The following is a 20,693-nucleotide window of genomic DNA, read 5'->3' as shown; positions in this document are numbered from 1 at the left end:
CATCCTGCCGCCAGGCGATCTACCCCTCCCTCACACCCCGGCCACCGTCAACAACCTCATGAGCCGCAACACCTAGTAGTACTTTGTTAGGTGTGTCGTTTCGTGTTCTGTGGTTGATGTTCTGACATGGTCGGTGCATGACTCCTGATCAGATAGCGGAGTTGCGGCCGAGGCTTGGCGAGTTCGCAGCCGACATGCTGGGTTGTCTTGCGCGTTCGGATCAGCGTGCCACGGGTGAGTTGTATCTGCGTGGCCTGTTGACTGATGGTCGGCGTAAGTCGATGCAGCCGATGGCGGAGCGGCTGGGTGTGGATCATCAGCGGTTGCAGCAGTTCGTCACTTCCTCGACATGGGATTTCACCGCGGTGCGGCGCAGGTTGAGCTCGTGGGCTGCGCAGGCGATTGGGCCGCGGGCATACGTGATCGACGACACCGGATTCCCCAAGGATGGGCCTGCCTCGGCGTGTGTGGCCTGGCAGTATTCCGGGACGTTGGGCAAGACCGCCAACTGCCAGATCGGGGTGAGTGTTCACGCGGTCAACGACACCTGCTCGGCGGCGGTTGACTGGCGGTTGTTTTGCCCGGAAAGCTGGGACGACAAGGCCTGTGATGATCCTGAGCAGGCCGAGAAGGTCCGCCGGAAGCGAGCCGAATCCAAAGTCCCTGACGACGTGAGGCATGTCGAGAAGTGGCGGCTCGCGCTGGACATGCTTGATGAGCAAGCCGAATGGGGGTCGCCGAGGCTTCCCGTCGTTGCCGATGCCGGATATGGGGATTGCACCAGGTTCCGGCTCGGCGTGGAAGAACGTGGTCTGGACTATGTGGTCGCACTCAAAGCCGGCACCAGCGCCCACCCCGGCGAAGCGGAGCCGGTGAGACCGCCACGTAACGGTGGTCGTGGCAGACGTCCCAAGCCTCACTACCCGAAGCCGGCATCGAGTCTGCGCGAGATCGCCATGGCGGCCGGCCGCGATGCCTACCAGGAGGTGGCGTGGCGGCAGGGGACCAGAAAAACGAAAGGTAATCCGAGTGCTGCCATGACCTCGAAGTTCGCGGTGTTCGTGGTACGTCCGGCCAACCGCGACATCCCTCGCGCAGACGATGGGACCTTGCCGGCGAAGCTGCTGCTGGTCGAATGGCCCGATGAGGCGAACGAGCCTACCGACTACTGGCTTTCTAACCTGCCTGCCGACACACCGATCGATCAGCTCGTCGACCTGGCAAAGATCCGGTGGCGGATCGAACATGACTACCGCGAACTGAAAACCGGGCTCGGACTCGACCACTTCGAAGGACGCTCCTGGACCGGCTGGAACCGCCACGTCACACTCGTCGCGATCGCCCAAGCTTTCTGCACCATGGTCAGACTCGACCCAAAACAGGATGCGCCGGCCTGAGCTTGTACGCAGTCGTACACGAGCTACAAATCGTGCTCGCCCTCATCGCCGGCGCATGCCCCACCTGCCGACAAGAAGTCACCATCGACCACATCGAAACACTCGCCCCACCATGATCGACATGACAAAGTCCTACTAGCCTCAACTATTCACGGAAATTGATCTAGTGGTGATGGATTCTTGTTTGGGCTTGCGTGGTTGTGAAAGCTGCTTGCGGGTAGGCTGGCGCGCCCGGCGGCTGGGCGCCGGTTGTTGTTGTTCAGTGGGGGTTTGCGGGTCTCCGTTTCTGCGGCTCGCGAGGTGGTCAGGGACGGCGGGTGTTAGCCGAAGGCCGTACGGATGCGCGTCCAGCCTTTCTCGATCGCGGGGCTGGGGGTCCAGGAAGAGTCCAGTTTCAGATACAGCTGTCGGGCGGTGGAGACGATTTTTCCGGCGACGTGTAGGACTTTGTAGCGGAAGGTTTCGGGTGTGGCTTTGGCGATCCCGGGGTGGTCTTTGAAGCCGAGCAGTTTCGCCCAGCTGATCAGATCCGCGGCGGCGAGCGCTATCTCGAACCAGGCCTGGTTGTGGCAGAACGCGTCCAGCGGCAGGTTGCCCAGGCCGAGGTGGCCGGAGTCTTTGATCCGTGCTTCGACGTGGGCGTGCTGGCGGTGTCGTAGCTCCAGTCCCTGGATCTGGTGGGGGACTACACGGGCCGGGGTGTCGGTGATGAACGCGGTCAGCCGCATCCCGTCACTGGTGGTGTTGTGCAGTTGGAGTTGGGCGCCCGGATGCGGGCGTTCCTTGCGTAGGATCAGCCGGGTGCCTTGCGGCCACTTCGACAGATCCACACAGTGTGTGGCTTCGAACACCATGGCACCGTCACGGATCCCGTCGTCTTCGATCGCGGTCGCCCACAGCTGCTCGTCCACCGCGTCGGCGATCCCCACATAGGTGGGGGTCGACTCGGTGGAGAAGCTGAACTCGCAGTGTTTCTGCCGGCAGTAGGCGGCGAAGTCGTAGGTCGCCCCGGCCGCATCGGCCCGGATCAGGATCTCCGGCGCACCGTCGACGCCAGGCCGGTAGGACTCCGGGAGCGCTTCAAGGGTCAGGTCCAGCAGTGTCTTGTGGTCGGCGATGGTGTTCGACCCGGCGTTTCCGGGCCGAAGGATCCCAGCCAGCGACTCCCCGCCGGAGATCTCGGGCCGGTCCAGATAGGAGTGCAGCGGATGGAACCCGAAGCTCTTCTTCCAGGTCGGTGCAGCGCCGGACTTCTCGCTGTGAGCGATGGTGATCGTGGCATCGAAGTCGATGTGCAGATACCCACCGGTGGCCTCCAGGTCCGGGGCCGCTCCCGCCTGCCAGGCCCGCTCACGCGCCTTCGCCCGCGCCTGACGCACCAGCCCCAGATGCCGTTCATCGATCCTGTCGACCAGCCGCCACACGGTCGGCTGACTGGCCACCGCCCCGTGCAGTTGCGGGCGGTCCCGCAACACCGCGATCCCCGACGTCGACGTCGCCCCATCGGCGATCGCACACGCCTGATCAGCGAACACCTGCCCCGGAGAGTGAAGCCACGGGCCCCGATACGTGTCAGCCAACGCCTGGGTGACGAACCTGGTCAGACCCACGAACTCAGCGAGCTCGCGCAGCATCGACACACCCGCATGCGAGGCCAACCCGTGCCCATCCGAGCTGACCCGAAACCGCGGCCCAGCCACGCCACCCCTGCCGCCAGCCGAACCATCCTTGCCTCGGCGTGCCCTCTTCCCACCCGACGAACCCTTGCTACGCTTCACCTACGGAGTGCCTTTCTACGAGAAAGATCGTTGTCCTCAAACACCGATTCTTCCTTACAGGCAAGGCACTCCGCCGCATTTAGACCCCGTGCCGCCGACCCACGTGAATAGCCGAGGCTAGGCCCTTGACGCGTGGAGTGGAGGCCGGAGACCGCTGGCGAGCTATACATGGCCCTGCAGCGGACACTGCAGGCCTGGCGCTCCGGATCGAGGCCGCCCACGACGAGACGTTGGGGGCGCGCCCGGCGGCGCGACAAGCTCGAACCCACTTGGCGGCAGGCATGAAAGACGCCCGAGTCCGGGCGGCCCTAACCCGTTACGCACGGGGACGGGAGCGCTGTGGACCGGCCGAGGCCCAGGGCATCCCACGCCTGCTCCAGGACCTCAGCAGCCGATGCCATCGCGTCCAACTCTACGATCGGCCAGCCCGCCGACCGCATGGCCGCGAGCTCCTGTTCCCGCAGCCCGCCCAGCTGATCTCGCGACCACGCCACGATCCGCTCAGCGATGCGCCCAGACGTGTGACCGGCGTCGCTCGCGAGGCGTGCGTAGCGCTTCGCCCACACGTCACCACGTTGGGCAAGCGCCCGTTCGGTCGCCGTCCGCACATCACCGGCCAGGTCTAGGAGGACGGGATCCATGTCCTCCGCGAGCTCTCGTACATCCAGGCAAGCCGCGCAAGCCGACCGTGGTCCCGCATCGCCCACGGAAGGTCGGCCGCCATGCCTGCACAGTGCCAGTCGAACACACCTCAGGCGTTTGCGGCCCGGAAGCCGTCGAAGACCCGCGTGTACGTGGGCAGGAAGAGCTCGGGTGTCGGAAACTCCCTGCTGCGGAAAGCCTCCGCGACGTCGACGAAGTCGGCTCGGGCGAAGATCTGGTGCTCGCCGAACAGGTCGACGGTCGCACCTGCTTCCTCCAGCCTGCGTGTGAGCCCTTCGGCAAGCGTCGACTTGCCGATGCCCGCACAGGAACCGGAAAGCATGACCAGGCGGGGCTTCGTCTGGTCGCGGGTGTCGAACGCCGAGTTCATCCGGACACTGTGACAAGACCAGACTCGATTCGTCACCAGGTTTACCGCGCGGTGGACGGAAGCCTCCCTAGTGCGGAATCTCGGCCCCACGGTAGTTCGAGAGATCGGGTAGCAAGGGGTAGGCCATGGCTGCGGGCCAGTCTGGCCGGATGCCGAAGTCGCGGGCTGGGAGGAACCCGAAGCGCGGGTAGTAGTCCGGATGGCCGAGGAGCACGATGAGCGCTTCCTTCCCCCGGTGCGTGGCGACTTGTTGAGCTGTGGACACGAGTTGGCTTCCGATGCCGCGTCGCTGCCATGACGGAAGAACGCTGAGCGGACCGAGGGCCAGCACCGGTGGGGCAGTGACACCGAGCAGGGCCTTGCGGCCGAGCATGCAGTGCCCGACAACGGTGCCGTCCACCTCGGCCACGAGGGAAAGCTCTGGAACGTACTCGTCCGACGCCCGGATCGCGGCGACCATATCGACCTCGATCTGGCGCCCACCGAACGCAAGGCGGGTGACGTCGGCGACGCGGGCGATGTCTGCGGCTGTCTCCGGTCGGACTACGCAACAGGTTGTCATGGCGATCACGCTAGGCGGTAGCGCCAACATCCGGTAAGCCCGAGGACGGCGCGCCGCGTCGCGTCAACGGCGCTCTTGACCTCGAGAAAGGTCGGCCCGGCAATCATCCGATTACAAGCAGGCCTACTACCCGCCAGCCAGGTCCGTGATCGTCCATCTCATGCGGGACCCAGGGGCGAGCGGCCCGCGAGCGATGGCTCGAGCGCGCGAACTGTGTACGGTGCTGTCGCCTGGTCAGGCATCGTGGTCACCCCGGGTCGTTGTCGAAGATCGCGAAGCGACGCCGGCAGGCGCCCTTGACGCGTGGAGTGCAGGCCGGAGACTGGCATGCGAGGAGGACGGGGCGGTCGGATAGGTGCGACGCCCAACCCGTGTCGACCGGCCTCAGTTATTGCTTCTGCGCCTCCGTGCCGCCCGGTGAGTCCGAGGACGGCGCCCCAGCGCCGCCCGCAAGGGCGGTAGCCGGGTGGTGCGCCGCGTCAGCGGCGCCTTGACCTCAAGAGAGGTCGGTTCAGCAGTCACCCGATTACAAGCAGGCTTGCGACCTGCCAGCCGGGTCCATGATCGTCCATCTTGCGCCAGAGTCCAGGGCGTGAGCAGCCTGCACGAGCGATAGACGTCCGAATCTCAGTCGACGACGCGGTAGCCGTAGGTGTCGTTCATTCGCTCGTTGATCCAGACTGACTCGCCTTGCGGGTCAGTGACCTCGAGCATGCGTCCCCACGCTTCATCGGTTATGTGCGCGTCGCTGAACCCGGCGTCCTGGAGACGCTTCTGGAGGGATTCGAGCGGCTCGTCGGTGTCGAACACGACGGAGCTCTCTTCGCGGTCGGCGCCGTGGAGGTTGATGATGCTGACGTCGCCACGCATCTCAACCCAGCCGTGCTCCTCGGAGATGATGTGCGCCTCGAACCCGAGTAGTTCGAGGAACCTGCGCATCTGGTCGATGTTCGCGGTGAAACGGATTGGTGCGGAGGAGATCATCGGCTCGCTCCCTTCGTGTTGGTCACGTTGTCGACGTAGCTGCGCATGACCCGCTCGACGAGGACACTCAGCGAGAGACCCTCGTCGATCGCGCGGTGCTTGACCTGCGTGACGAGATCACGCGGGAGGTAGACATTGAACTGAACTTTCTCTGGCTCCGGCATAGCTAGAATGCTAGCAATCTATCGGCGCCCTAACAAGGTGGCGACCGACCGGCGTGCAACTGGCGTGCAATTAGACACGGCGCGTGCCGGTAATCGGTCCAGCGGTACAGGCGGCTCATGACGCACCACCTGGCCGTCGCACAAAGTCCGGACAGACCCAGCCTCGCGCGGTCCGGTGAGCGCGTCAGCAGCGGCGTCCGCCGCGTCGGCACGTGATCTCCACGCACGTGACGGTCCGGACGGTCATCGGGCACCGCCCCGGGAGCGGATCAGGTCAACGACGACGGCCGCGGCGATGGTGTTCACGGCGCGCCCCAAAGATGGCCGTCCATCAACAACGGTTCTGTGTGAAGACTGTTCCGTTGTCGTCCCGGGCTCCGCCTCTTGCTGGGGGATCCCGTAGAGGTGTTGAGCGAGCCGGTTCAGCTCGATCTGCAGCGAGGTCGAACCGACAACGGTTCCCAGGTTCTTGTTCAGGACGTGTTCGGCCGTGGCCTTCGCGTCTTGAGCGAGACGGGAAGCTTCCAGCGCCCACTCATCAGCCGCAGCCGCCAGCATCTGCACGTCGTAGGCCAGGTCGCGGACATCGGCATCGCTCAGCGGACCGGGCTGCGAGGTGGCCTGTGCCTGCACCGCACTGCCAGCCAGTCGTGCGAGCTCGGTGAACCGCATCGACCAGCTGACCGGCGGCACCATATAGCTGCCCGCCACTTGTGTCATCGCTACACCTCCCTCACACCTCGACCGGGGGCATCGGAGGTGAGGTGGCGGCGATCGAGCAGCGCCGTGGGCGCGGGAGCCGGCCTGGACCGTTTCCGGGCGCATGGTGGTTTCGCGGCGAAGCTCGTTTGTTGAGGTCCCGAGCGCGACTCGGTGAGGACGTCTTCCAGGCCCTGCAGGCAGCCGTCCAGGTGGTCAAGGAGGCTGTCGATCCGACGTACCCGGTTCAGGATCGCCAGGTACTGCGCCCGCAGCTCGTCATTGTCTGCGCGCTCGTCGACCCAGCCGAGCATCGCCCAGCCGTACTCGACGCATTCCAACTCGACAAGTGTCCATGGCCATGAAAGTGTCCCCACTGGTGGCCAGTTCTTGGCTGGGAAGAAGCGCCCCACCCGCCCCGTCGGATGGTCTGGGTGGCGCCGCTGGCCTGAGTTCGGGCTCTGGTTGGACGCCGACGGCACCGTCGAACACTGGCGCGGCGACCGCGACGAACGGTCCTGGCCGAGCCTGTTGATGCGTGGCGGCGAGTGGCCCTGGTCCGTCCGACTGCGAGTACCGGTGGCAGCAGATCCGGAAGTGCGTCGTCGACGCCGGCAAGGACCTGTCGCAGCGGGAGATCGCGACGGCCACCGGCATCTCCCAGGTCACCGTGTCCCGCATCCTCGGCACCTACTCGATGCAGCACCAGGCGCTCCGTGGCCAGCTCCAGGAGGGCGCCGCATGAGGCTCAAGCCCGAAACGGACAAACGTGCGCGTATGGGTGATTCACGGGCGCTGAATCACCACCCCTGGATTCGCCTGATTCACGCTGATTCACGACCCCTGAATCACCCACTGACCTGCGCAAACGCCGAAGTGATTCATGATTCACGCCCTTTCGCGATTCACGGCTCCTGGACACCGCCTCTGACCTGCGGTTTTAGGGGTGATTCAAGTGATTCTCCTAAAGGAGAGGTGGCGCTCCTACAGATCGCGCGCCACGCCACCTTCCCTTCAAAGGAGCCCCGCCACCCTGATGGGGGCGCCGGCCGCGGCCAGGTCACGGACGAGATCAGCCGGGCCATAAGCGGGCCATTAGCCGAGGACAACGAGAGGGACGGTCAAGCGGCGGCACACTGTCTCTCCGCCTGACCCCAACAACCTGCACCGGCGTGCGACGATGAGCACCTGGTCGACGAGCCTCGGAGCGCGGACGAGCACGTCGCGATCAGGTTGCCTGCCTCTACGGACAAGAAACTCAACACGCTCCTATGGCCGAACCCTCGGACGGCTGTGGGCCCGCAGCGAACTGCTTCCCGTACACCACCTGAGGACCGTCCTCGTGAGGCTCACCGGCTCCGAGAAACGACCAACCACAACGCTCGTACAGGTTCCGTGCTCTTGTGTTGGCCTGTAGTACATGTAACTGGGCACGTATATATCCAGCGACCTCAAATGACTCCTCCGCGAACTGCATTAGCACCGTGCCGTAGCCCTGGCCCCAATACGAGGGCGCGACCGCGACAAGACTCAGATGAGCCTCCACCTCCGAGACTTGGCCGTCTGCCAGGCGAAGTGGCTGTCCGAAGCAGCAGGCCACACACGTGTCCCCTCGCTTCCCGACTACAACGACCGTGCCCGGCGCATCAAGTCGTCTGCGCAGCTTGTCCACGAACTGAGAGTCAGGCACAACCGGCTTCGCAGTACCGAGAGAGTAGGCGATCGCCTGGCTGAAAAGCAGGGAGATCTCTGGCGCAACAGAGCTGTCGGCCGTGCTGAAACTGAGACCCTCGGGCGCCACAGGGTAAGAGCGTACCGAGCCTGCAAACGAACTTAACTGTTGGCCAGGACGCGGCGAGGATAAACCTGAACACAAACCACTCGGCAAGGCCGGCGATGAGCACCTGGTCGACGCCAGCAGTGCGAGCGACCAACCTGCCTGTCCCTACGAACAAACAAGGCCGCCTGCCCTTCGCGTGCCCCAAGCCAGGGCCCCGCAGCAGGCGACGAACGCGAGCTGCTCGACCGGCCCGTGCAGGAGCGGGCTCACCGCCGGGAGCAACCCGGCCCCGGCGGTGAGACCCGTGCACACGTGGGTGTGACCCATCATCAGTCGGCGCTCCCGGCCTGCTCGCGCAGCTTCCACACGCCTTGGCCCCCGTCGTGGACCTTCCCGTCTGCCACCAGCTCGGTGAGGAGCTGCCGCACCCGACGATCCTTCAGGTCCTTACCGCAGCCGTCGACCGCGAGCGCAGCGACGATCTGCGAAGGCTTCGTGGCACCGTCCCGTATCGCCGCGATGATCCGCGCCTGGTTGTCGGCCTCCTCGGCGTTCACCGGCGCCTTGATGTCCGACACCGAAACGTCCGGCCACGACGGCACCGACCCGACCAGCGCCTCCATCCGCTCGGCGACCGGGCCGGTCTGCATCGCGCCAGGGGTACCGCTCGCGCGCTGGACGATGTCGTGCGCCTCCGCGGCGGACTTGGCGCCGGCCATGGCAGCCTCAGGGCTGATCTCGCCGGACATGACCTTCCGGAGGATCTCGCCCTGCGCCGCGCGGATCTGGCTCACGTCGGTGGCTCGTTTGGCGTACGCCTCCATCACCCACACGGCGTCCTGCTCGTTCAGACTCCAGCGCGGTGCGTCCTCGATCCAGCGCTCGGCGGGGTTGGTGATCAGGCGATTCCGGAACGGGGCAACACGACCGGTCGCTCCGGTTCGCATCGTGTAGGCGTACCCCTTGATCTGCGGGATCGTCAGCGGGTCGACCTCCAAGCCGGCCATCAGATTGCCGGGCGACTTCGACCGCGTGTACATGACCAGCGCGTTGCCAGCCATAATGCTGGAGCGCAGCGGCTCCAGGCCGCCGAACGTCGGCAGCCCGGCGTACTGGCTGATGACCACGTAGGAGATGCCCAGCTTGCGGGTCATCCGGGACAGATCAGCGAAGTCCCTAGCCAGCTCGGCGTCCTTCAACGGGTCGTGCGACTCATCGATGTGGCGCAGGGCTGGCGGAACCTGGACGCGACCCGGCGGTGGATGGACCAGTACGAGATGACCGTGAACGCAAGGACAAGCCCTGGGAGAAGCCCGTGACGTGCCGGGCCTCAAACCCAAGGACTGACGGGAGGAGGACCGTGACGGGTGAGCCGAACGCGCTCTACCGATTCTTCGATGAAGACGGCGCCCTGCTCTACGTGGGCATCACTGCCAGCCTGCCGAGGAGACTTGGTGAGCACGCCGCAGAGAAGCCCTGGTGGACGTCGCTACGCCGTATCACGGTCGACCACTACGACTCCCGCGCCGCGGCGATCGCCGCCGAGACGGAAGCCATCCGGACGGAACGGCCGGCGTGGAACATCCGGGAAGCTGAGCCTCGAGCGACCACGGCCACCCCTTTGAGGCGCCAAGTTCGCGTTGGACCCGCTCGCTCGCTCGCCCCGTCTGACGATCTCTCTGCGGCCGGCTGCCGCCTTCTGCGTGAGGGACGCATGCACGAGGTCTGGAGCTGTCCGTGCGGTGAGCACAAGCTGGCGCTGCCACGTCAGGTGTTTCCGAGCTCGGACGTCCTTCGGAAGGTGGCCGCGCCCCTCTCATGCATGCCTGAGGGGTGGCTGCGGTGAGCGAGGCCGGCCAGACCTACCGGGCGGTCGTGTCCCGGGACGGACAGTTTTGGCTGATCCGAGTCCCTGAGCTCGACATCGTGACGCAGGCCCGAAGTGTCGACGAGATCGACCACATGGCCCGCGATCTCATCGCGGTGTGGCTCGAGGTCGACCCGGCCACAGTCGGGCTGATCGTCACCCGTGAGGACGGCACCCCCGAATCCGGATAGGTGATCTTGCCTGACTACATTCCGGAGCATGGCGATGACCGTAGTGCTCACGACGTACGCCGGGGGCATTCCTCAAGCCTCTGAGACGTACCCCCAGGCGAACCACTTCAACGTCTCCGACGGCCACCTCACGCTCTTCGACTCCAAGGCGTCCGGGAAGGTGATGGGCGCCTACCCTCCGGGCCACTGGCTCCGGGTCAGCCGCGACGAGGAAGCGAAGCTCTCGAAGGTGTGACCGGCGCATGACGAAGGGCCCCACCGACGCTGGTGGGGCCCTTCTCGTCTGTGGATGCCATCCACAACAACCACCCCGCAACCACCCTCAACCCCGACCAGTGCCCACCAACCCCGAGACGCCAAACACGGTCTGACCTGCGACGACGCAAGATCCGCAGGTCAGAGCCAGTGTCCGACATGCACGAAGCAGCGGGTTCGAGCCCCGTCACTCACCCCAACAGAGGGGCCGTTGTTCCGCATCGCGCGCGGACAACGGCCCTTTTTCCTCCCCTTGTCCCCGCGCCGCACGTCCGGACCACGGCCGGGACCACCGGCCCACTCCCCTGACCCGCTCGTGGCCGCCTCAGCCGTTCTGGCCGGCGCCGCCCGGGGTATGTCGTACCCCGAAGGCGCAGCCATCTGGACGGGAGGCGCATCGTGCAGATCACCATCCTCGGCGCGGGCAACATGAGCCGCGGTATCGCCACGAGGTTGCTCGCCGGCTCCCACGAGGTGCACATCCTCGACCGCGACGCCGGCCATGCCGCGACGCTCGTCGACGAGCTCCGGGGCGTCAGCGAGGGTCGGGTCTCCCCGGGCACGCTGGGCGATGATCTCGTCGGCGAGATCGTGATCCTCGCCGTCCCCTACGTCGCCGCCAGCAGGATCGTCAAGGAGTACTACGACCGCCTCGCCGACAAGATCCTGGTCGACATCACGAACCCGATCAACGCGACGTACGACGGCCTCAGCGTCGCCGCGGACACCTCCGCCGGCCAGGAGATCGCGAAGGCCACGCCGGAGAGCACCCGGGTCGTGAAGGCGTTCAACACGACCTTCGCCGGGACGCTGCTGAGCGGGGAGGTCGCCGGGCACCCGCTGGACGTCCTGCTCGCCGGCGACGACGCCGACGCCAAGGCGACGATCGCGAAACTGATCGAGATGGGCGGCATGCGCCCGCTCGACGTCGGCGCGCTGGTCCGCGCCCGCTACCTCGAGGGCATGGGACTGGTGCACATCATGCTGCAGTTCTCCATGGGTACCGGGTTCGGCAGCGCGGTCAAGATCCTCTCCTGACCGGGCCCTGTCGATCTTCGTGGCGCCGTTGGCGGTCGCGGGCGACCTGGTCACCCCTCGCCCATGATCGGCCGGCCGGAGCCTAGGCTGCGCGCCATGAAGCGGTACGACGTCGCCGTCGTGGGCGGTGGCCACAACGCGCTGGTCGCGGCGGCCTATCTCGCCGGCGCCGGAATGTCCGTCCTGGTGCTCGAACGCCAGGACCACCTGGGCGGCGCCGCCGTCAGCGAGCTGGCCTTTCCCGGCCTGGACGCCCGCCTGTCGCGCTACTCCTACCTCGTCAGCCTGCTCCCGGACCAGATCGTCACCGACCTTGGTCTCCGCCTGGAGCTGCGCTCGCGGTCGGTCGCGTCGTACACCCCGGTGGTCCGCGACGGGGGGCACAGCGGCCTGCTGGTGGAGCGTGAGCCCGGCCCGGCGACCGCCGACTCCTTCCGGGCGCTGACCGGCTCCGACCGCGAGTACGCCGCGTGGCAGGCCTTCTACGGCGAGTGGACCCAGGTGGCGCGGACGCTCGCCCCCACGATGCTGGAGCCGCTGCGCCCCGCGCCTGAGATCCGGGGGTCGATCGGTGCGCCGTCCTGGGAGCGGTTCGTCGAGCGGCCGCTCGGCGAGGTGGTCGAGGCGACCTTCGCCGACGACCTGGTGCGCGGCGTCGTCCTGACCGACGGCGTGATCGGTACCTTCACCTCCGCGCACGACCCGTCCCTGCGGCAGAACCGCTGCTTCCTCTACCACCTGATCGGCAACGGCACCGGCGAGTGGCGCGTACCGGTCGGTGGCATGGGGGCGGTCAGCGGCGCCCTCGCGCACGCCGCCCGCCGGGCCGGCGCGGAGTTGCGGACCGGCGCGGAGGTCACCCGTGTGGACGCGGACGGCCAGGAGGCGGAACTCACCTACGTCGCGGGCGAGGCCGAACACACCGTCAGTGCGTCGTACGTGCTCGCAGGTGTGGCGCCGGCCACCCTCGACCGGCTCCGGGGCCACTCCCCCGCCCAGTCGCCGGAGGGCGCCCAGCTCAAGATCAACCTCCTGCTGACCCGGCTGCCGCGGTTGCGGTCGGGTGCCGACCCGCGACTCGCCTACGCCGGAACCCTCCACGTCGACGAGGGGTACGCCGACCTGCAGAAGGCCCACGACGAGGCCGCTGCCGGCCGGCTGCCGTCCCGCCCGCCCGGCGAGCTGTACTGCCACACCCTCACCGACCCGAGCATCCTCGCGCCCGACCTTGCCGCCCAGGGCTGGCACACGCTGACGCTGTTCGGCCTGCACGCACCGGCCCGGCTGTTCGAGACCGACAACGCACACCTGCGGGAGGTCGCCACGCGCGGGTATCTCGACGCGCTCAACGCCTACCTGGAGGAACCCATCGAGGACTGCCTCGCCGTCGACGGTGACGGCCGCCCGTGCGTGGAGGCGAAGACACCCGTCGACGTCGAGGCGTCGGTGGGCATGCCGGGCGGACATATCTTCCACGGCGACCTGGCCTGGCCCTGGGCCGAGGCCCCGGAGGAGGCGGGGACCTGGGGCGTCGAGACCGACCTGCCCAACGTGTTGATCTGCGGCAGCGGGGCCCGACGGGGTGGCGCCGTGAGCGGAATCGGTGGTCACAACGCGGCCCAGGCCGTGCTCCAGCGCCGGGGGTGACCCTGGACTTCGCCCTTCGGCGCGCACACTGCTAACATCTCCGATGCCACGCGCCGCTAGCTCAACTGGCAGAGCAGCTGACTCTTAATCAGCGGGTTCGGGGTTCGAGTCCCTGGCGGCGCACCACCCACACAGGTCAGCGGCACCACGGTGCCGCTGACCGTGGCGGGTCCCACACTTTACCCGCACTTTTGGGATCCTCCCGCTGGCTCGGCGATCTTCTCAGGAACCGCAGCGGTACCCGTTCCCGCGACCTTCCGGCCACATGTGCACGTCCTGCGTCATTGACACCTTGACGTGCCCTCAACCGGTCCGCGGGCGCCCGGGCAGGACGCCCGGCGTCATCCTTCCGGGTCGCCACCGTCTTGTGTGGCAGTGCCCGTGTCGAACCGCAAGCCGGACTTGCCACCAGTCCGGAGATTCCCGAGCGCCGGATTATCCCCCTGTCCCAGAAGCTGCCGGGCGCGCACGAGCGTCAGGTGGCGTGGACGGACGGCCACGGATTGGGCTGGCATCTGCCGACGCCCTTGGTTTGCTGCATCATGACCGGTGCGGGCTTACCGGGGGTCTCACATCGGGAGTGGCCGTTCCCCAGTGCGTGGCCGACTTCGTGGTTGATGAGGTAGCGACGGTAGGCGTCGTTGGCACCGGCGTAGGCGGGCACGGCGTAGGTCCAACGCTTGGCGTTGAGCACCACATGGTCCCCGACTCGGCAGGAGAACTCACCGCCGGTGTCCAGTGGTAGGCAGAGTCGGTCGGTGGTCTCGGGTGTGGCGAGGATGACCCGGAGCTCTGCACTGTCACTGTCGGTGCGTTCGAACGAGACGTCACGCAGGCGCTGCCATCCGCGCGGGTCGGTGAGGGTTTCGTGGATGGTCGTGGCCACGTTGGTGGCCTCGACGGGCAGGCCCTGCTCGATCTCGACGCGGTAGGTGAGCCGTCGACCCGGACCGTCGCCCGGATTCCTACCGGCCACGACGGTCAGTCGACCGGTGCCGCGCTCCGCGATGGTCGGCGAACTCGACGCGGTGGGTGTCGGTGACGAGGGCCGTCTGCCCGACTGGTTTGGTCTCGTGGTTCGGGATGTTTCCGGTTCGCCCGTCGCCGTTGGCCCCGGGGCCGCGGTGGCGTTGTCCGGGGCCGGGCTCGCGTCGGCACGTTCCCCGGATCTGGGTGAGTCGTCCGTAGCTGTCAGGCTGGGAGCGACAGTGAGGTCACCGACCACCGCCGCGACCAGGACGAGCGCTGCCGTCGTCGCAACGGTCCATCGCAGCGTTCGACGCCAACGACGTGTCACGGCGGGGGCGCGGCGAGTCCGGGCAGCATGCGTGCCCTTCGCGCGTCGCTGGCCTACCACGAGCAGAGCCTGACCACGAGTACGTACGCCTGGACTGTGGACTCACTCGGCGAGGGCGGCGTCGAGGGCCTTCTTGAAGTCGTCGTAGGAGTTCGGCTGTAGTTTCTCGCCGTTGAGGAAGAAGGTGGGGGTGCCTTGTACGCCGAGGGCCTCGCCGTCGGTGACGTCCTTCTTGATTCGCATCAGGGTGGCGGGGTCCTCGTAGGTCTTGTCGTAGCGGGTCATGTCCAGGCCGAGGTCCTTCGCGAAGCCTCGGAAGGTCTCATCGGCGGGGACCTGTTGTTCGCCCCATTGGCTCTGGGTTTCGAACATGCGTTGGTACATCTGTTCGAACTTGCCTTGCTGTGCGGCTGACTCGACGGCACGGGCGGCGCGTTCGGCGTTGAAGTGGGAGGGGATCGGGAAGTAGCGGGCGACAAAGGTGACCCGGCCCTCGTATTCCTTTCGGAAATCCTCGACGAGTGGGTGCGCGGCGCGGCAGGCCTCGCATTCGAAGTCGAGGAACTCCACCAGGGTCACCTGTCCGGATCGGGCCTCGGTGAGTCGGTGGCTGTCGGAGCGCACCAGGCGGGAGTCGCCGCCACCTGTGTCGGAGGCCGTGGCTGGGTCGGGGTCGTTGCCGAGCCAGGCGATGGTCAGGACGACGCCCACGACCGCGACGAAGGCACCGATCCCGGCGAGGGAGAGGGTGCGGCTCTTCTTGCGTCGTTCCGCGGCCTGGATCGCCTCGAGTTTGGCGCGGCGAGCAGCCCGGTCGTTCTTCTGTGACATGACGTGGGTCCAATCTCGTTTCTACGAGAGAAGTCAGGGTCGTGGATCGTCGGATCCGCGCGGGGCGGTCGGCGCCGACGACCAAGGACGGCAGGAGCCGTCACTGGGTCGGTGTGCTCAAGGAAGGTGGACGCGAGGCCTGCCGGTCATACCGTCAGGGCGCTCAGCACTCCCGGCGGTCCGCGGCGAGGGTGCGCGCACGCGTCCAGACGCAGCCGTGGCTCGGCGAGGCGGGTGTACTCGCGACGGGACGAGCCGACCACGGGCACCGGAAGCACCACCAGCGCTGGAATCCAGACCCGTACGAGCAGATGGACCAGCGACCACAGCAGGGTGTCGGCGTGGGACGCCAGGAGGGCGAGCACGGCCGCCGCGCACAGATGGGCCACGAGCAGATGGGCGTCGGGCAGAAGCCCCGCGTCGCCGGAGTGACCGACCAACACGAACGCGGCGTGAAACAGCAGTTGCGAGCCAACGGCCGCCAGCAGGAGTGGCGCAAGCCCGCGTTGCCTGTCCGCGAAGCACGGCGAACGTCGCTCCGAGCAGTACGGCCGTGGCGAACAGGCTGGGCAGGGGCGGAAGGTGTCCACCCCCGGCGAGGTGCCCGGCGACCGCGAGAAACGCGGTGAGGGCAGCAAGCAGCGCACCGCGTGCGACACGCAGTGCCCCGGTGCCCGGATTCATCACATCCGATCCCTGTGCTGCTCGCACATGATCACTGTCAGCGTTCCATCTGGGGTCGAGGACCCTGGACTGCCTGGAAGAACGATCCGGGAAACCATAACGATCCGCTCGAGCGGAAAGATCCGATTCGTCGGTGAGCGATCTGTCATCGTTCGTCTGGATAGGGTCCGGGCCGACCAGTGAGGGATACGGCGGGATCGGCTGGCTTCTCGACCGCCATCTCGGGACGTCCTTCCTCCTTCCCGTCGGAATCCTGGTCGGTCTGACGCTCGCCCTGTACCTCGTGTTCAAACGCTATGGATATCGGGAGCCCCACGAGGGGTCGTGAAACGACCGACCAAGAGACCCATCGTCGATCATCCTCAGCGGCCGCTCTTTCCCGCGAGCACAAGCCGGGGTTCAGGCGTGGGTGCGGTGTTCGTGGTCCGTGTGACCAGCTGGTTCGACCTGGAGCGTCGAGTGTTCGACGTCGAAGTGTCCGGCCAGGCACTCCTGGAGCCTGTCGAGGATCTGAGGCGCGTGTCCGTCGCTGAAGCACTCGGTGTCGACCACGATGTGCGCGCTCAGGACGGGCAGGCCGGAGGTCACCGTGTGCACATGCAGATCGTGCACGTCGCGTACGTGGTCGACCTCGCGAATGTGACGGCGCACCTCGTCCAGGTCCACCCCTTCCGGTGCTGACTCCAGGAGGACGTTCACGGCCTCCCCCAGCAGCTTCACCGCCCGAGGAAGGATCACCAGCCCGATCACGACGGAGACCACTGCGTCGGCGCGCAGAAAGCCGCTTGTCGCGATGACGGCGGCGGCGATCAACACACCCACGGAGGTGAACGTGTCGGTGGCGACCTCCAGGAAAGCGCCGCGCATGTTCAGGCTCGCCTGCCGGGCCCGGAACAACAACGCGACACCGACGAGGTTGCCGACCAGGCCGATCAGCGCGAACAGCGCCATCCCACCGGGCTCGACCGGACTCGGCTCGATCAGCCGGCGTATCCCCTCGACGAGCACGTACACACCGATACCGGCGAGCACCAGGCCGTTGATCGCGGCGGCGAGGATCTCCGCCCGCGCCCAGCCGAACGTCCGTTGTCCGACTGGCGGGCGGGCGGCGAGGACCGTCGCGATGAGCGCCAGCGCGACCCCACCGCTGTCGGTCAGCACGTGACCCGCATCAGCCAGCAGCGCGAGGCTGCCCGAAACCAGAGCACCGACAACCTGAGCAGCGAAGGTCGCGAGGGCGACCACGAGCGTGCCCGCGAGCGCACCCTTGTGCTGACCTGTCGCGGTGACATGCCCGTGCCCGTGCCCATGGCTATCCATCGCCGTTGCCTCCTCGGCAGTGCCCTTCGGGGTGGATGGCGTCGGTGTGCTCGGTATGGGCGAAGGCGAGGTCCAGGAGCATCCGGACGTGAGCGTCGTCAAGGCGGTAGTAGGCGATCCGGCCGTGACGGCGTACCGAGACCACTCGGTGCGCGCGCAGCAGGCGAAGTGCGTGGGAGGTGGAGGACTCGCTCAGTCCCGTGACAGCGGCCAGATCGCACACGCACATCTCCCCTTCGAGCAGCGCCACCAGCAGCCGCAGCCGACCAGGATCCGCGAGCAGACCGAACACGTCCGCGGTGTCGACGACCTCCCGCTCCCCAGGCATCCGGGTCGACACGGCTGCCACCCGTTGAGGGTCAACCAGTCGGACGGCGCAGCCGTCAAGCTCGACAACATCTGAACGATTGTTCATACGTCAACACTGGTTGCGTGGCTGGCGACTTGTCAAGCAGGTCCGTGGATCGAGTGGGGATGTTGTGGCGACCGCGGTCGTCGGCTGGGAACTCGCGTGGCTCACCGGCGCCCCGGTGACCGTCGACAACGGGCCGGACCAGGCAGGTCGTCGAGGCGCCCTAGGGTGCTGCGATGGACACTCCTCTGCTGTGCGGGCCAACGTACGAGATCTCGCCGCAGCGATTGAGTGGTACGAGCGCCTGCTGGGGGTGCCCGCTGAGGGTCACTGGCCTCCCGACGAACCGACGTATGTGCATTTCACCCTGGGCCCTGCCCAGTTCGCTCTGGGCCAGTACACGCCTGCGCCAGCAACTGGTGCCCGGTTCAACTTCGAGGTCGACGACGTCGACGCATGGTGGTCGCGGCTGCGCCCGGACGCCGACGTGCTCGAGCCTCTGCTCACTACGGCCTACGGCAGCCGCAAGTTCACCATTCGTGACCCCGATGGCAACGAGCTGGGATTCGTACAGGCCGATCGAGCACGGTGACGTCGACGGGGGTGCTATCGAGCGCTTCCGCGGAAGCTCAAACACAAGCCCGCGTCGACGGCCGACGCGCAGGGCAGCGGGCGGCCGGTCATGCCAAATCCGGTGGCGTACGGCGGAGCGCATCCGGCACGCTACGTCGGTGACGTCGATCTGCCTCGTCCGGCACGGCGAGACCGACTGGAACGCCGAGGGCCGGCTGCAGGGTCGCGAGGACGTTCCGCTGAACGAGCGCGGCCGGGCGCAGGCCCGCCAGATCGCCCGCGACGTGGCAACGCATCCCTGGAGCCTGCTGGCGAGCAGCCCGCTCCTTCGGGCGTGGGAGACCGCCACCATCATCGGCGACGAGCTCGGGATGCCGACACCTCTCGCGGTCCCCCCCGAGGTCGTCGAGCGGGACTACGGCGAGGCGTCCGGGCTCAGCAAGGCCCAAGCCGCGCGGCGGTTCCCGGGCGGCGCCCCGCACGCGGAGACCCGCGCGCAGGTGTGGAGTCGCTCCCGCTCCGTGCTGGACCGGTTGGCCGACACGGCGGGAGGCGGGTCGGTGCTCCTGGTCGGGCACGGCTCGGTGATCAAGACCCTCCTGCTCGGCCTCTCCGACGGACAGGTCCCCACCACGGACCTGCGCAACGGCTGCCTCAGCCTGATCTGGCGTACGTCCACTCGGGACTGGCGCGTCAGCTACCACAACGAGACAACTCACCAGCCGCCACTTCACCACGGCGAAGGAGCATCCTGATGGCCACGTTGCGGGAAATCGTCGTCGACTGCCGGCACGCGCCGAGTCTCGCGCGCTTCTGGGCGGAGGTACTCGACGGCTACGCGGTACGCCCCTACGACGATGCCGAGGTCGAGCGACTCGCCGGGCTGGGGTTCACTCCGGAGACCGACCCGACGGTGGCCGTGGACGGTCCGGGTCCGACGCTGTTCTTCCAACAGGTACCCGAGCCGAAGACGGTCAAGAACCGCACCCATCTCGATGTCGCCGCCACCGATCGGCGTGACGAGGTGGATCGACTGAGGAAGCTCGGGGCCTCGGTTCTCGAGGAGTTCTCCACCTGGACGCTCATGGGCGACCCGGAGGGCAACGAGTTCTGTGTGACCGACCCGGTCTGAGGCCGCCCTGCCCCGGCAGGGACGCGCAGACCGCCGGTCAGTTGGGCCCGCTCGGGCCGTTGGCGCCCTCGATGCGTTCCCTGACCACCCGCCGTTCGGCCACCGCGGCTCCCCGCACACCCTGCGCCAGCGTCACCGATCGGGGTCGCAGGCTCCGGTCGAGCTGGTTCACCACCGAGGCGAGCTGGGTCGCGGCCTCCTCAACCTCGTCATGGGCCTGGTTGCGTTCGGTCGTGGTCACCGCGAGGACCAACGCCGTCAGCGTCGTCGAGGCGTTGAACGCCTGGATGGTGATCAGGTTGGAGTAGACGTCCTGCCCTTCGAACGGACCCGAGCCGTTGATCGCCCCGTACACCGCCATCGTGGAGACGATCAGGGCCAACGGAGCCGCGCCGGCCAACTGGAACCGCAGGGCGGCCCAGATCAGAAGCGGGAAGACCAGGAAGAGCAGTTCGGTGCTCGTGCGTGTGGTGATCAGCATCACCGCGACCGTGCCGCCCACCAGGACGACCGCCTCCAGCGTTCGCACCAGCCGCACGCCTCTGGGCCAGCGCGCCGTCCGCAGGACCAGGAGGAGCGGCGTGATGATCAGCACTCCCATGGCCGCACTCAGCGACTGCAGCAGCCATCGCGACAAGAAGTTGGAAGGAATCACCGTGTCGGCCATGGACAGCGCGCCGACTCCGATCACGGCGGCGATGACCGTGCCCAACAGGGCACCGAACACGACCAGCGCGACGAGGTCACGTAGTCGGTCGAGCTCGACCCGGAAGCCCACCCGTCGCAGCAGCATGTAGGCACACAGCACCCCGATCGTGGTACCGGCGGCCACCCCGAGCGAGACGCCCCACCCGTGGTCCATCGCGAAGACCGAGATCAGGAAGGAACCGATCGAGATGGCCGGCCAGACCCGCTGTCCGAACAGGAACAGCGCGGCGAAAGCGATGCCGGGCGTCGGCCACAGCAGAGATACCTCGCCGTCGCGAACTTGCTGGAGCATCCCGACATACCCGGCGGCGCAATAGACCGCGGCGACCGTGAGGATGAGCATTCCGGTAGGAAACAGCTCCCGCGCGCTCAGTCTCGTCGGCACGCCAACTCACCTTACG

Annotated in this window: 27 protein-coding genes and 1 tRNA gene; 12 read left to right on the top strand and 16 right to left on the bottom strand. The window is 67.1% G+C overall.

All coding sequences use genetic code 11. From position 1 onward, the window contains the following. The first annotated feature begins 137 nt into the window (after positions 1-137). Positions 138-1,397, top strand: a complete 1,260-nt coding sequence (locus HEB94_RS23405) for an IS701 family transposase (protein ID WP_192751887.1) — start codon at positions 138-140, stop codon at positions 1,395-1,397. Positions 1,398-1,717: 320 nt separating this feature from the next. On the opposite strand, the gene HEB94_RS23400 is transcribed toward HEB94_RS23405, so the two are convergent. The 8 genes from HEB94_RS23400 to HEB94_RS23365 all read right to left on the bottom strand — a co-directional run bounded on the left by HEB94_RS23400 (position 1,718) and on the right by HEB94_RS23365 (position 6,958). Beyond that, the gene (locus HEB94_RS23400) at positions 1,718-3,097 is read right to left on the bottom strand and encodes an IS1380 family transposase (protein WP_192751886.1); all 1,380 of its coding nucleotides are present in this window, start codon (positions 3,095-3,097) and stop codon (positions 1,718-1,720) included. 386 nt (positions 3,098-3,483) lie between these two features. Further along, the gene (locus HEB94_RS23395) at positions 3,484-3,816 is read right to left on the bottom strand and encodes a hypothetical protein (RefSeq protein ID WP_192751885.1); all 333 of its coding nucleotides are present in this window, start codon (positions 3,814-3,816) and stop codon (positions 3,484-3,486) included. Between the two features lie 110 nt (positions 3,817-3,926). Continuing rightward, complete coding sequence (locus tag HEB94_RS23390) at positions 3,927-4,208, bottom strand: P-loop NTPase family protein (protein ID WP_192751884.1); 282 nt, start codon at positions 4,206-4,208, stop codon at positions 3,927-3,929. Between the two features lie 67 nt (positions 4,209-4,275). Next, positions 4,276-4,770 (bottom strand): GNAT family N-acetyltransferase, encoded by a 495-nt coding sequence (locus tag HEB94_RS23385; protein ID WP_192751883.1) that lies wholly within the window; start codon positions 4,768-4,770, stop codon positions 4,276-4,278. A gap of 627 nt (positions 4,771-5,397) precedes the next feature. Further along, positions 5,398-5,709, bottom strand: coding sequence for a hypothetical protein (locus HEB94_RS23380; RefSeq protein ID WP_192751882.1), 312 nt, complete (start codon positions 5,707-5,709; stop codon positions 5,398-5,400). Positions 5,710-5,750: 41 nt separating this feature from the next. Further along, positions 5,751-5,918, bottom strand: coding sequence for a ribbon-helix-helix domain-containing protein (locus HEB94_RS23375; RefSeq protein ID WP_192751881.1), 168 nt, complete (start codon positions 5,916-5,918; stop codon positions 5,751-5,753). 243 nt (positions 5,919-6,161) lie between these two features. Beyond that, positions 6,162-6,638, bottom strand: a complete 477-nt coding sequence (locus HEB94_RS23370) for a hypothetical protein (RefSeq protein ID WP_192751880.1) — start codon at positions 6,636-6,638, stop codon at positions 6,162-6,164. 2 nt (positions 6,639-6,640) lie between these two features. Further along, positions 6,641-6,958 carry a hypothetical protein gene (locus HEB94_RS23365; RefSeq protein ID WP_192751879.1) on the bottom strand — a complete coding sequence of 106 codons (318 nt, stop codon included), beginning with the start codon at positions 6,956-6,958 and terminating at the stop codon, positions 6,641-6,643. 197 nt (positions 6,959-7,155) lie between these two features. Here HEB94_RS23365 and HEB94_RS50915 point away from each other — a divergent pair, with 197 nt between their 5' ends. Continuing rightward, a complete protein-coding gene (locus HEB94_RS50915; protein ID WP_192751878.1) occupies positions 7,156-7,362 on the top strand; it encodes a helix-turn-helix domain-containing protein in 207 nt (68 codons plus the stop codon). A gap of 513 nt (positions 7,363-7,875) precedes the next feature. On the opposite strand, the gene HEB94_RS54675 is transcribed toward HEB94_RS50915, so the two are convergent. Together HEB94_RS54675 and HEB94_RS23350 are read right to left on the bottom strand one after the other, a co-directional pair. Then, positions 7,876-8,289, bottom strand: coding sequence for a GNAT family N-acetyltransferase (locus tag HEB94_RS54675; protein ID WP_420481599.1), 414 nt, complete (start codon positions 8,287-8,289; stop codon positions 7,876-7,878). 437 nt (positions 8,290-8,726) lie between these two features. After that, positions 8,727-9,551: a hypothetical protein gene (locus HEB94_RS23350; RefSeq protein ID WP_192751876.1), complete on the bottom strand. Its 825-nt coding sequence runs from the start codon at positions 9,549-9,551 to the stop codon at positions 8,727-8,729. A 104-nt stretch (positions 9,552-9,655) separates the two neighbouring features. On the opposite strand from HEB94_RS23350, the gene HEB94_RS54670 reads away from it, so the two are divergent. The 6 genes from HEB94_RS54670 to HEB94_RS23320 all read left to right on the top strand — a co-directional run bounded on the left by HEB94_RS54670 (position 9,656) and on the right by HEB94_RS23320 (position 13,521). Next, a complete protein-coding gene (locus tag HEB94_RS54670; RefSeq protein WP_420481538.1) occupies positions 9,656-10,243 on the top strand; it encodes a GIY-YIG nuclease family protein in 588 nt (195 codons plus the stop codon). Continuing rightward, complete coding sequence (locus HEB94_RS23340) at positions 10,240-10,455, top strand: type II toxin-antitoxin system HicB family antitoxin (protein ID WP_192751874.1); 216 nt, start codon at positions 10,240-10,242, stop codon at positions 10,453-10,455. Before HEB94_RS54670 ends, HEB94_RS23340 begins: the two co-directional genes overlap by 4 nt. Positions 10,456-10,483: 28 nt before the next feature. Then, positions 10,484-10,690 carry a hypothetical protein gene (locus HEB94_RS23335; protein ID WP_192751873.1) on the top strand — a complete coding sequence of 69 codons (207 nt, stop codon included), beginning with the start codon at positions 10,484-10,486 and terminating at the stop codon, positions 10,688-10,690. A gap of 419 nt (positions 10,691-11,109) precedes the next feature. Continuing rightward, the gene (locus HEB94_RS23330) at positions 11,110-11,748 is read left to right on the top strand and encodes an NAD(P)-binding domain-containing protein (protein WP_192751872.1); all 639 of its coding nucleotides are present in this window, start codon (positions 11,110-11,112) and stop codon (positions 11,746-11,748) included. Positions 11,749-11,844: 96 nt separating this feature from the next. Beyond that, positions 11,845-13,395, top strand: a complete 1,551-nt coding sequence (locus HEB94_RS23325) for a phytoene desaturase family protein (RefSeq protein ID WP_192751871.1) — start codon at positions 11,845-11,847, stop codon at positions 13,393-13,395. Between the two features lie 50 nt (positions 13,396-13,445). Next, positions 13,446-13,521: transfer RNA gene (locus tag HEB94_RS23320), tRNA-Lys, on the top strand. 349 nt (positions 13,522-13,870) lie between these two features. Here HEB94_RS23320 and HEB94_RS23315 read toward each other — a convergent pair. The 3 genes from HEB94_RS23315 to HEB94_RS23305 all read right to left on the bottom strand — a co-directional run bounded on the left by HEB94_RS23315 (position 13,871) and on the right by HEB94_RS23305 (position 15,966). Then, on the bottom strand, positions 13,871-14,620 hold the full coding sequence (locus HEB94_RS23315) for a DUF3152 domain-containing protein (protein ID WP_192756637.1): 750 nt from the start codon (positions 14,618-14,620) through the stop codon (positions 13,871-13,873). A gap of 174 nt (positions 14,621-14,794) precedes the next feature. Further along, positions 14,795-15,523 carry a DsbA family protein gene (locus HEB94_RS23310; protein WP_192751870.1) on the bottom strand — a complete coding sequence of 243 codons (729 nt, stop codon included), beginning with the start codon at positions 15,521-15,523 and terminating at the stop codon, positions 14,795-14,797. A gap of 146 nt (positions 15,524-15,669) precedes the next feature. Then, positions 15,670-15,966, bottom strand: a complete 297-nt coding sequence (locus HEB94_RS23305) for a hypothetical protein (RefSeq protein ID WP_192751869.1) — start codon at positions 15,964-15,966, stop codon at positions 15,670-15,672. 374 nt (positions 15,967-16,340) lie between these two features. Here HEB94_RS23305 and HEB94_RS23300 point away from each other — a divergent pair, with 374 nt between their 5' ends. Further along, positions 16,341-16,535, top strand: coding sequence for a hypothetical protein (locus tag HEB94_RS23300; protein ID WP_337917933.1), 195 nt, complete (start codon positions 16,341-16,343; stop codon positions 16,533-16,535). Positions 16,536-16,606: 71 nt separating this feature from the next. Here HEB94_RS23300 and HEB94_RS23295 read toward each other — a convergent pair whose 3' ends face one another. Together HEB94_RS23295 and HEB94_RS23290 are read right to left on the bottom strand one after the other, a co-directional pair. Next, a complete protein-coding gene (locus HEB94_RS23295) occupies positions 16,607-17,527 on the bottom strand; it encodes a cation diffusion facilitator family transporter (protein WP_192751868.1) in 921 nt (306 codons plus the stop codon). After that, the gene (locus HEB94_RS23290) at positions 17,520-17,876 is read right to left on the bottom strand and encodes an ArsR/SmtB family transcription factor (RefSeq protein ID WP_337917932.1); all 357 of its coding nucleotides are present in this window, start codon (positions 17,874-17,876) and stop codon (positions 17,520-17,522) included. Before HEB94_RS23290 ends, HEB94_RS23295 begins: the two co-directional genes overlap by 8 nt. Positions 17,877-18,006: 130 nt before the next feature. On the opposite strand from HEB94_RS23290, the gene HEB94_RS23285 reads away from it, so the two are divergent. From HEB94_RS23285 to HEB94_RS23275, 3 genes are all read left to right on the top strand, one after another. Then, positions 18,007-18,471: a VOC family protein gene (locus HEB94_RS23285; RefSeq protein ID WP_192751866.1), complete on the top strand. Its 465-nt coding sequence runs from the start codon at positions 18,007-18,009 to the stop codon at positions 18,469-18,471. A gap of 139 nt (positions 18,472-18,610) precedes the next feature. Continuing rightward, complete coding sequence (locus HEB94_RS23280; protein WP_192751865.1) at positions 18,611-19,207, top strand: histidine phosphatase family protein; 597 nt, start codon at positions 18,611-18,613, stop codon at positions 19,205-19,207. Next, positions 19,207-19,584: a VOC family protein gene (locus HEB94_RS23275; protein WP_192751864.1), complete on the top strand. Its 378-nt coding sequence runs from the start codon at positions 19,207-19,209 to the stop codon at positions 19,582-19,584. The genes HEB94_RS23280 and HEB94_RS23275 overlap by 1 nt, the downstream gene beginning before the upstream one ends. A gap of 37 nt (positions 19,585-19,621) precedes the next feature. Here the strand turns inward: HEB94_RS23275 and HEB94_RS23270 are convergent, their stop codons facing one another. Beyond that, on the bottom strand, positions 19,622-20,677 hold the full coding sequence (locus HEB94_RS23270; RefSeq protein ID WP_192751863.1) for an MASE1 domain-containing protein: 1,056 nt from the start codon (positions 20,675-20,677) through the stop codon (positions 19,622-19,624). Between the last annotated feature and the right edge of the window lie 16 nt (positions 20,678-20,693).

The organism is Actinopolymorpha pittospori, assembly GCF_014873875.1.
GTDB lineage: Bacteria > Actinomycetota > Actinomycetes > Propionibacteriales > Actinopolymorphaceae > Actinopolymorpha > Actinopolymorpha pittospori.
The sequence above is the reverse complement of the archived record's forward strand: the minus strand, read 5'-3'. Positions and strand labels throughout refer to the sequence as shown.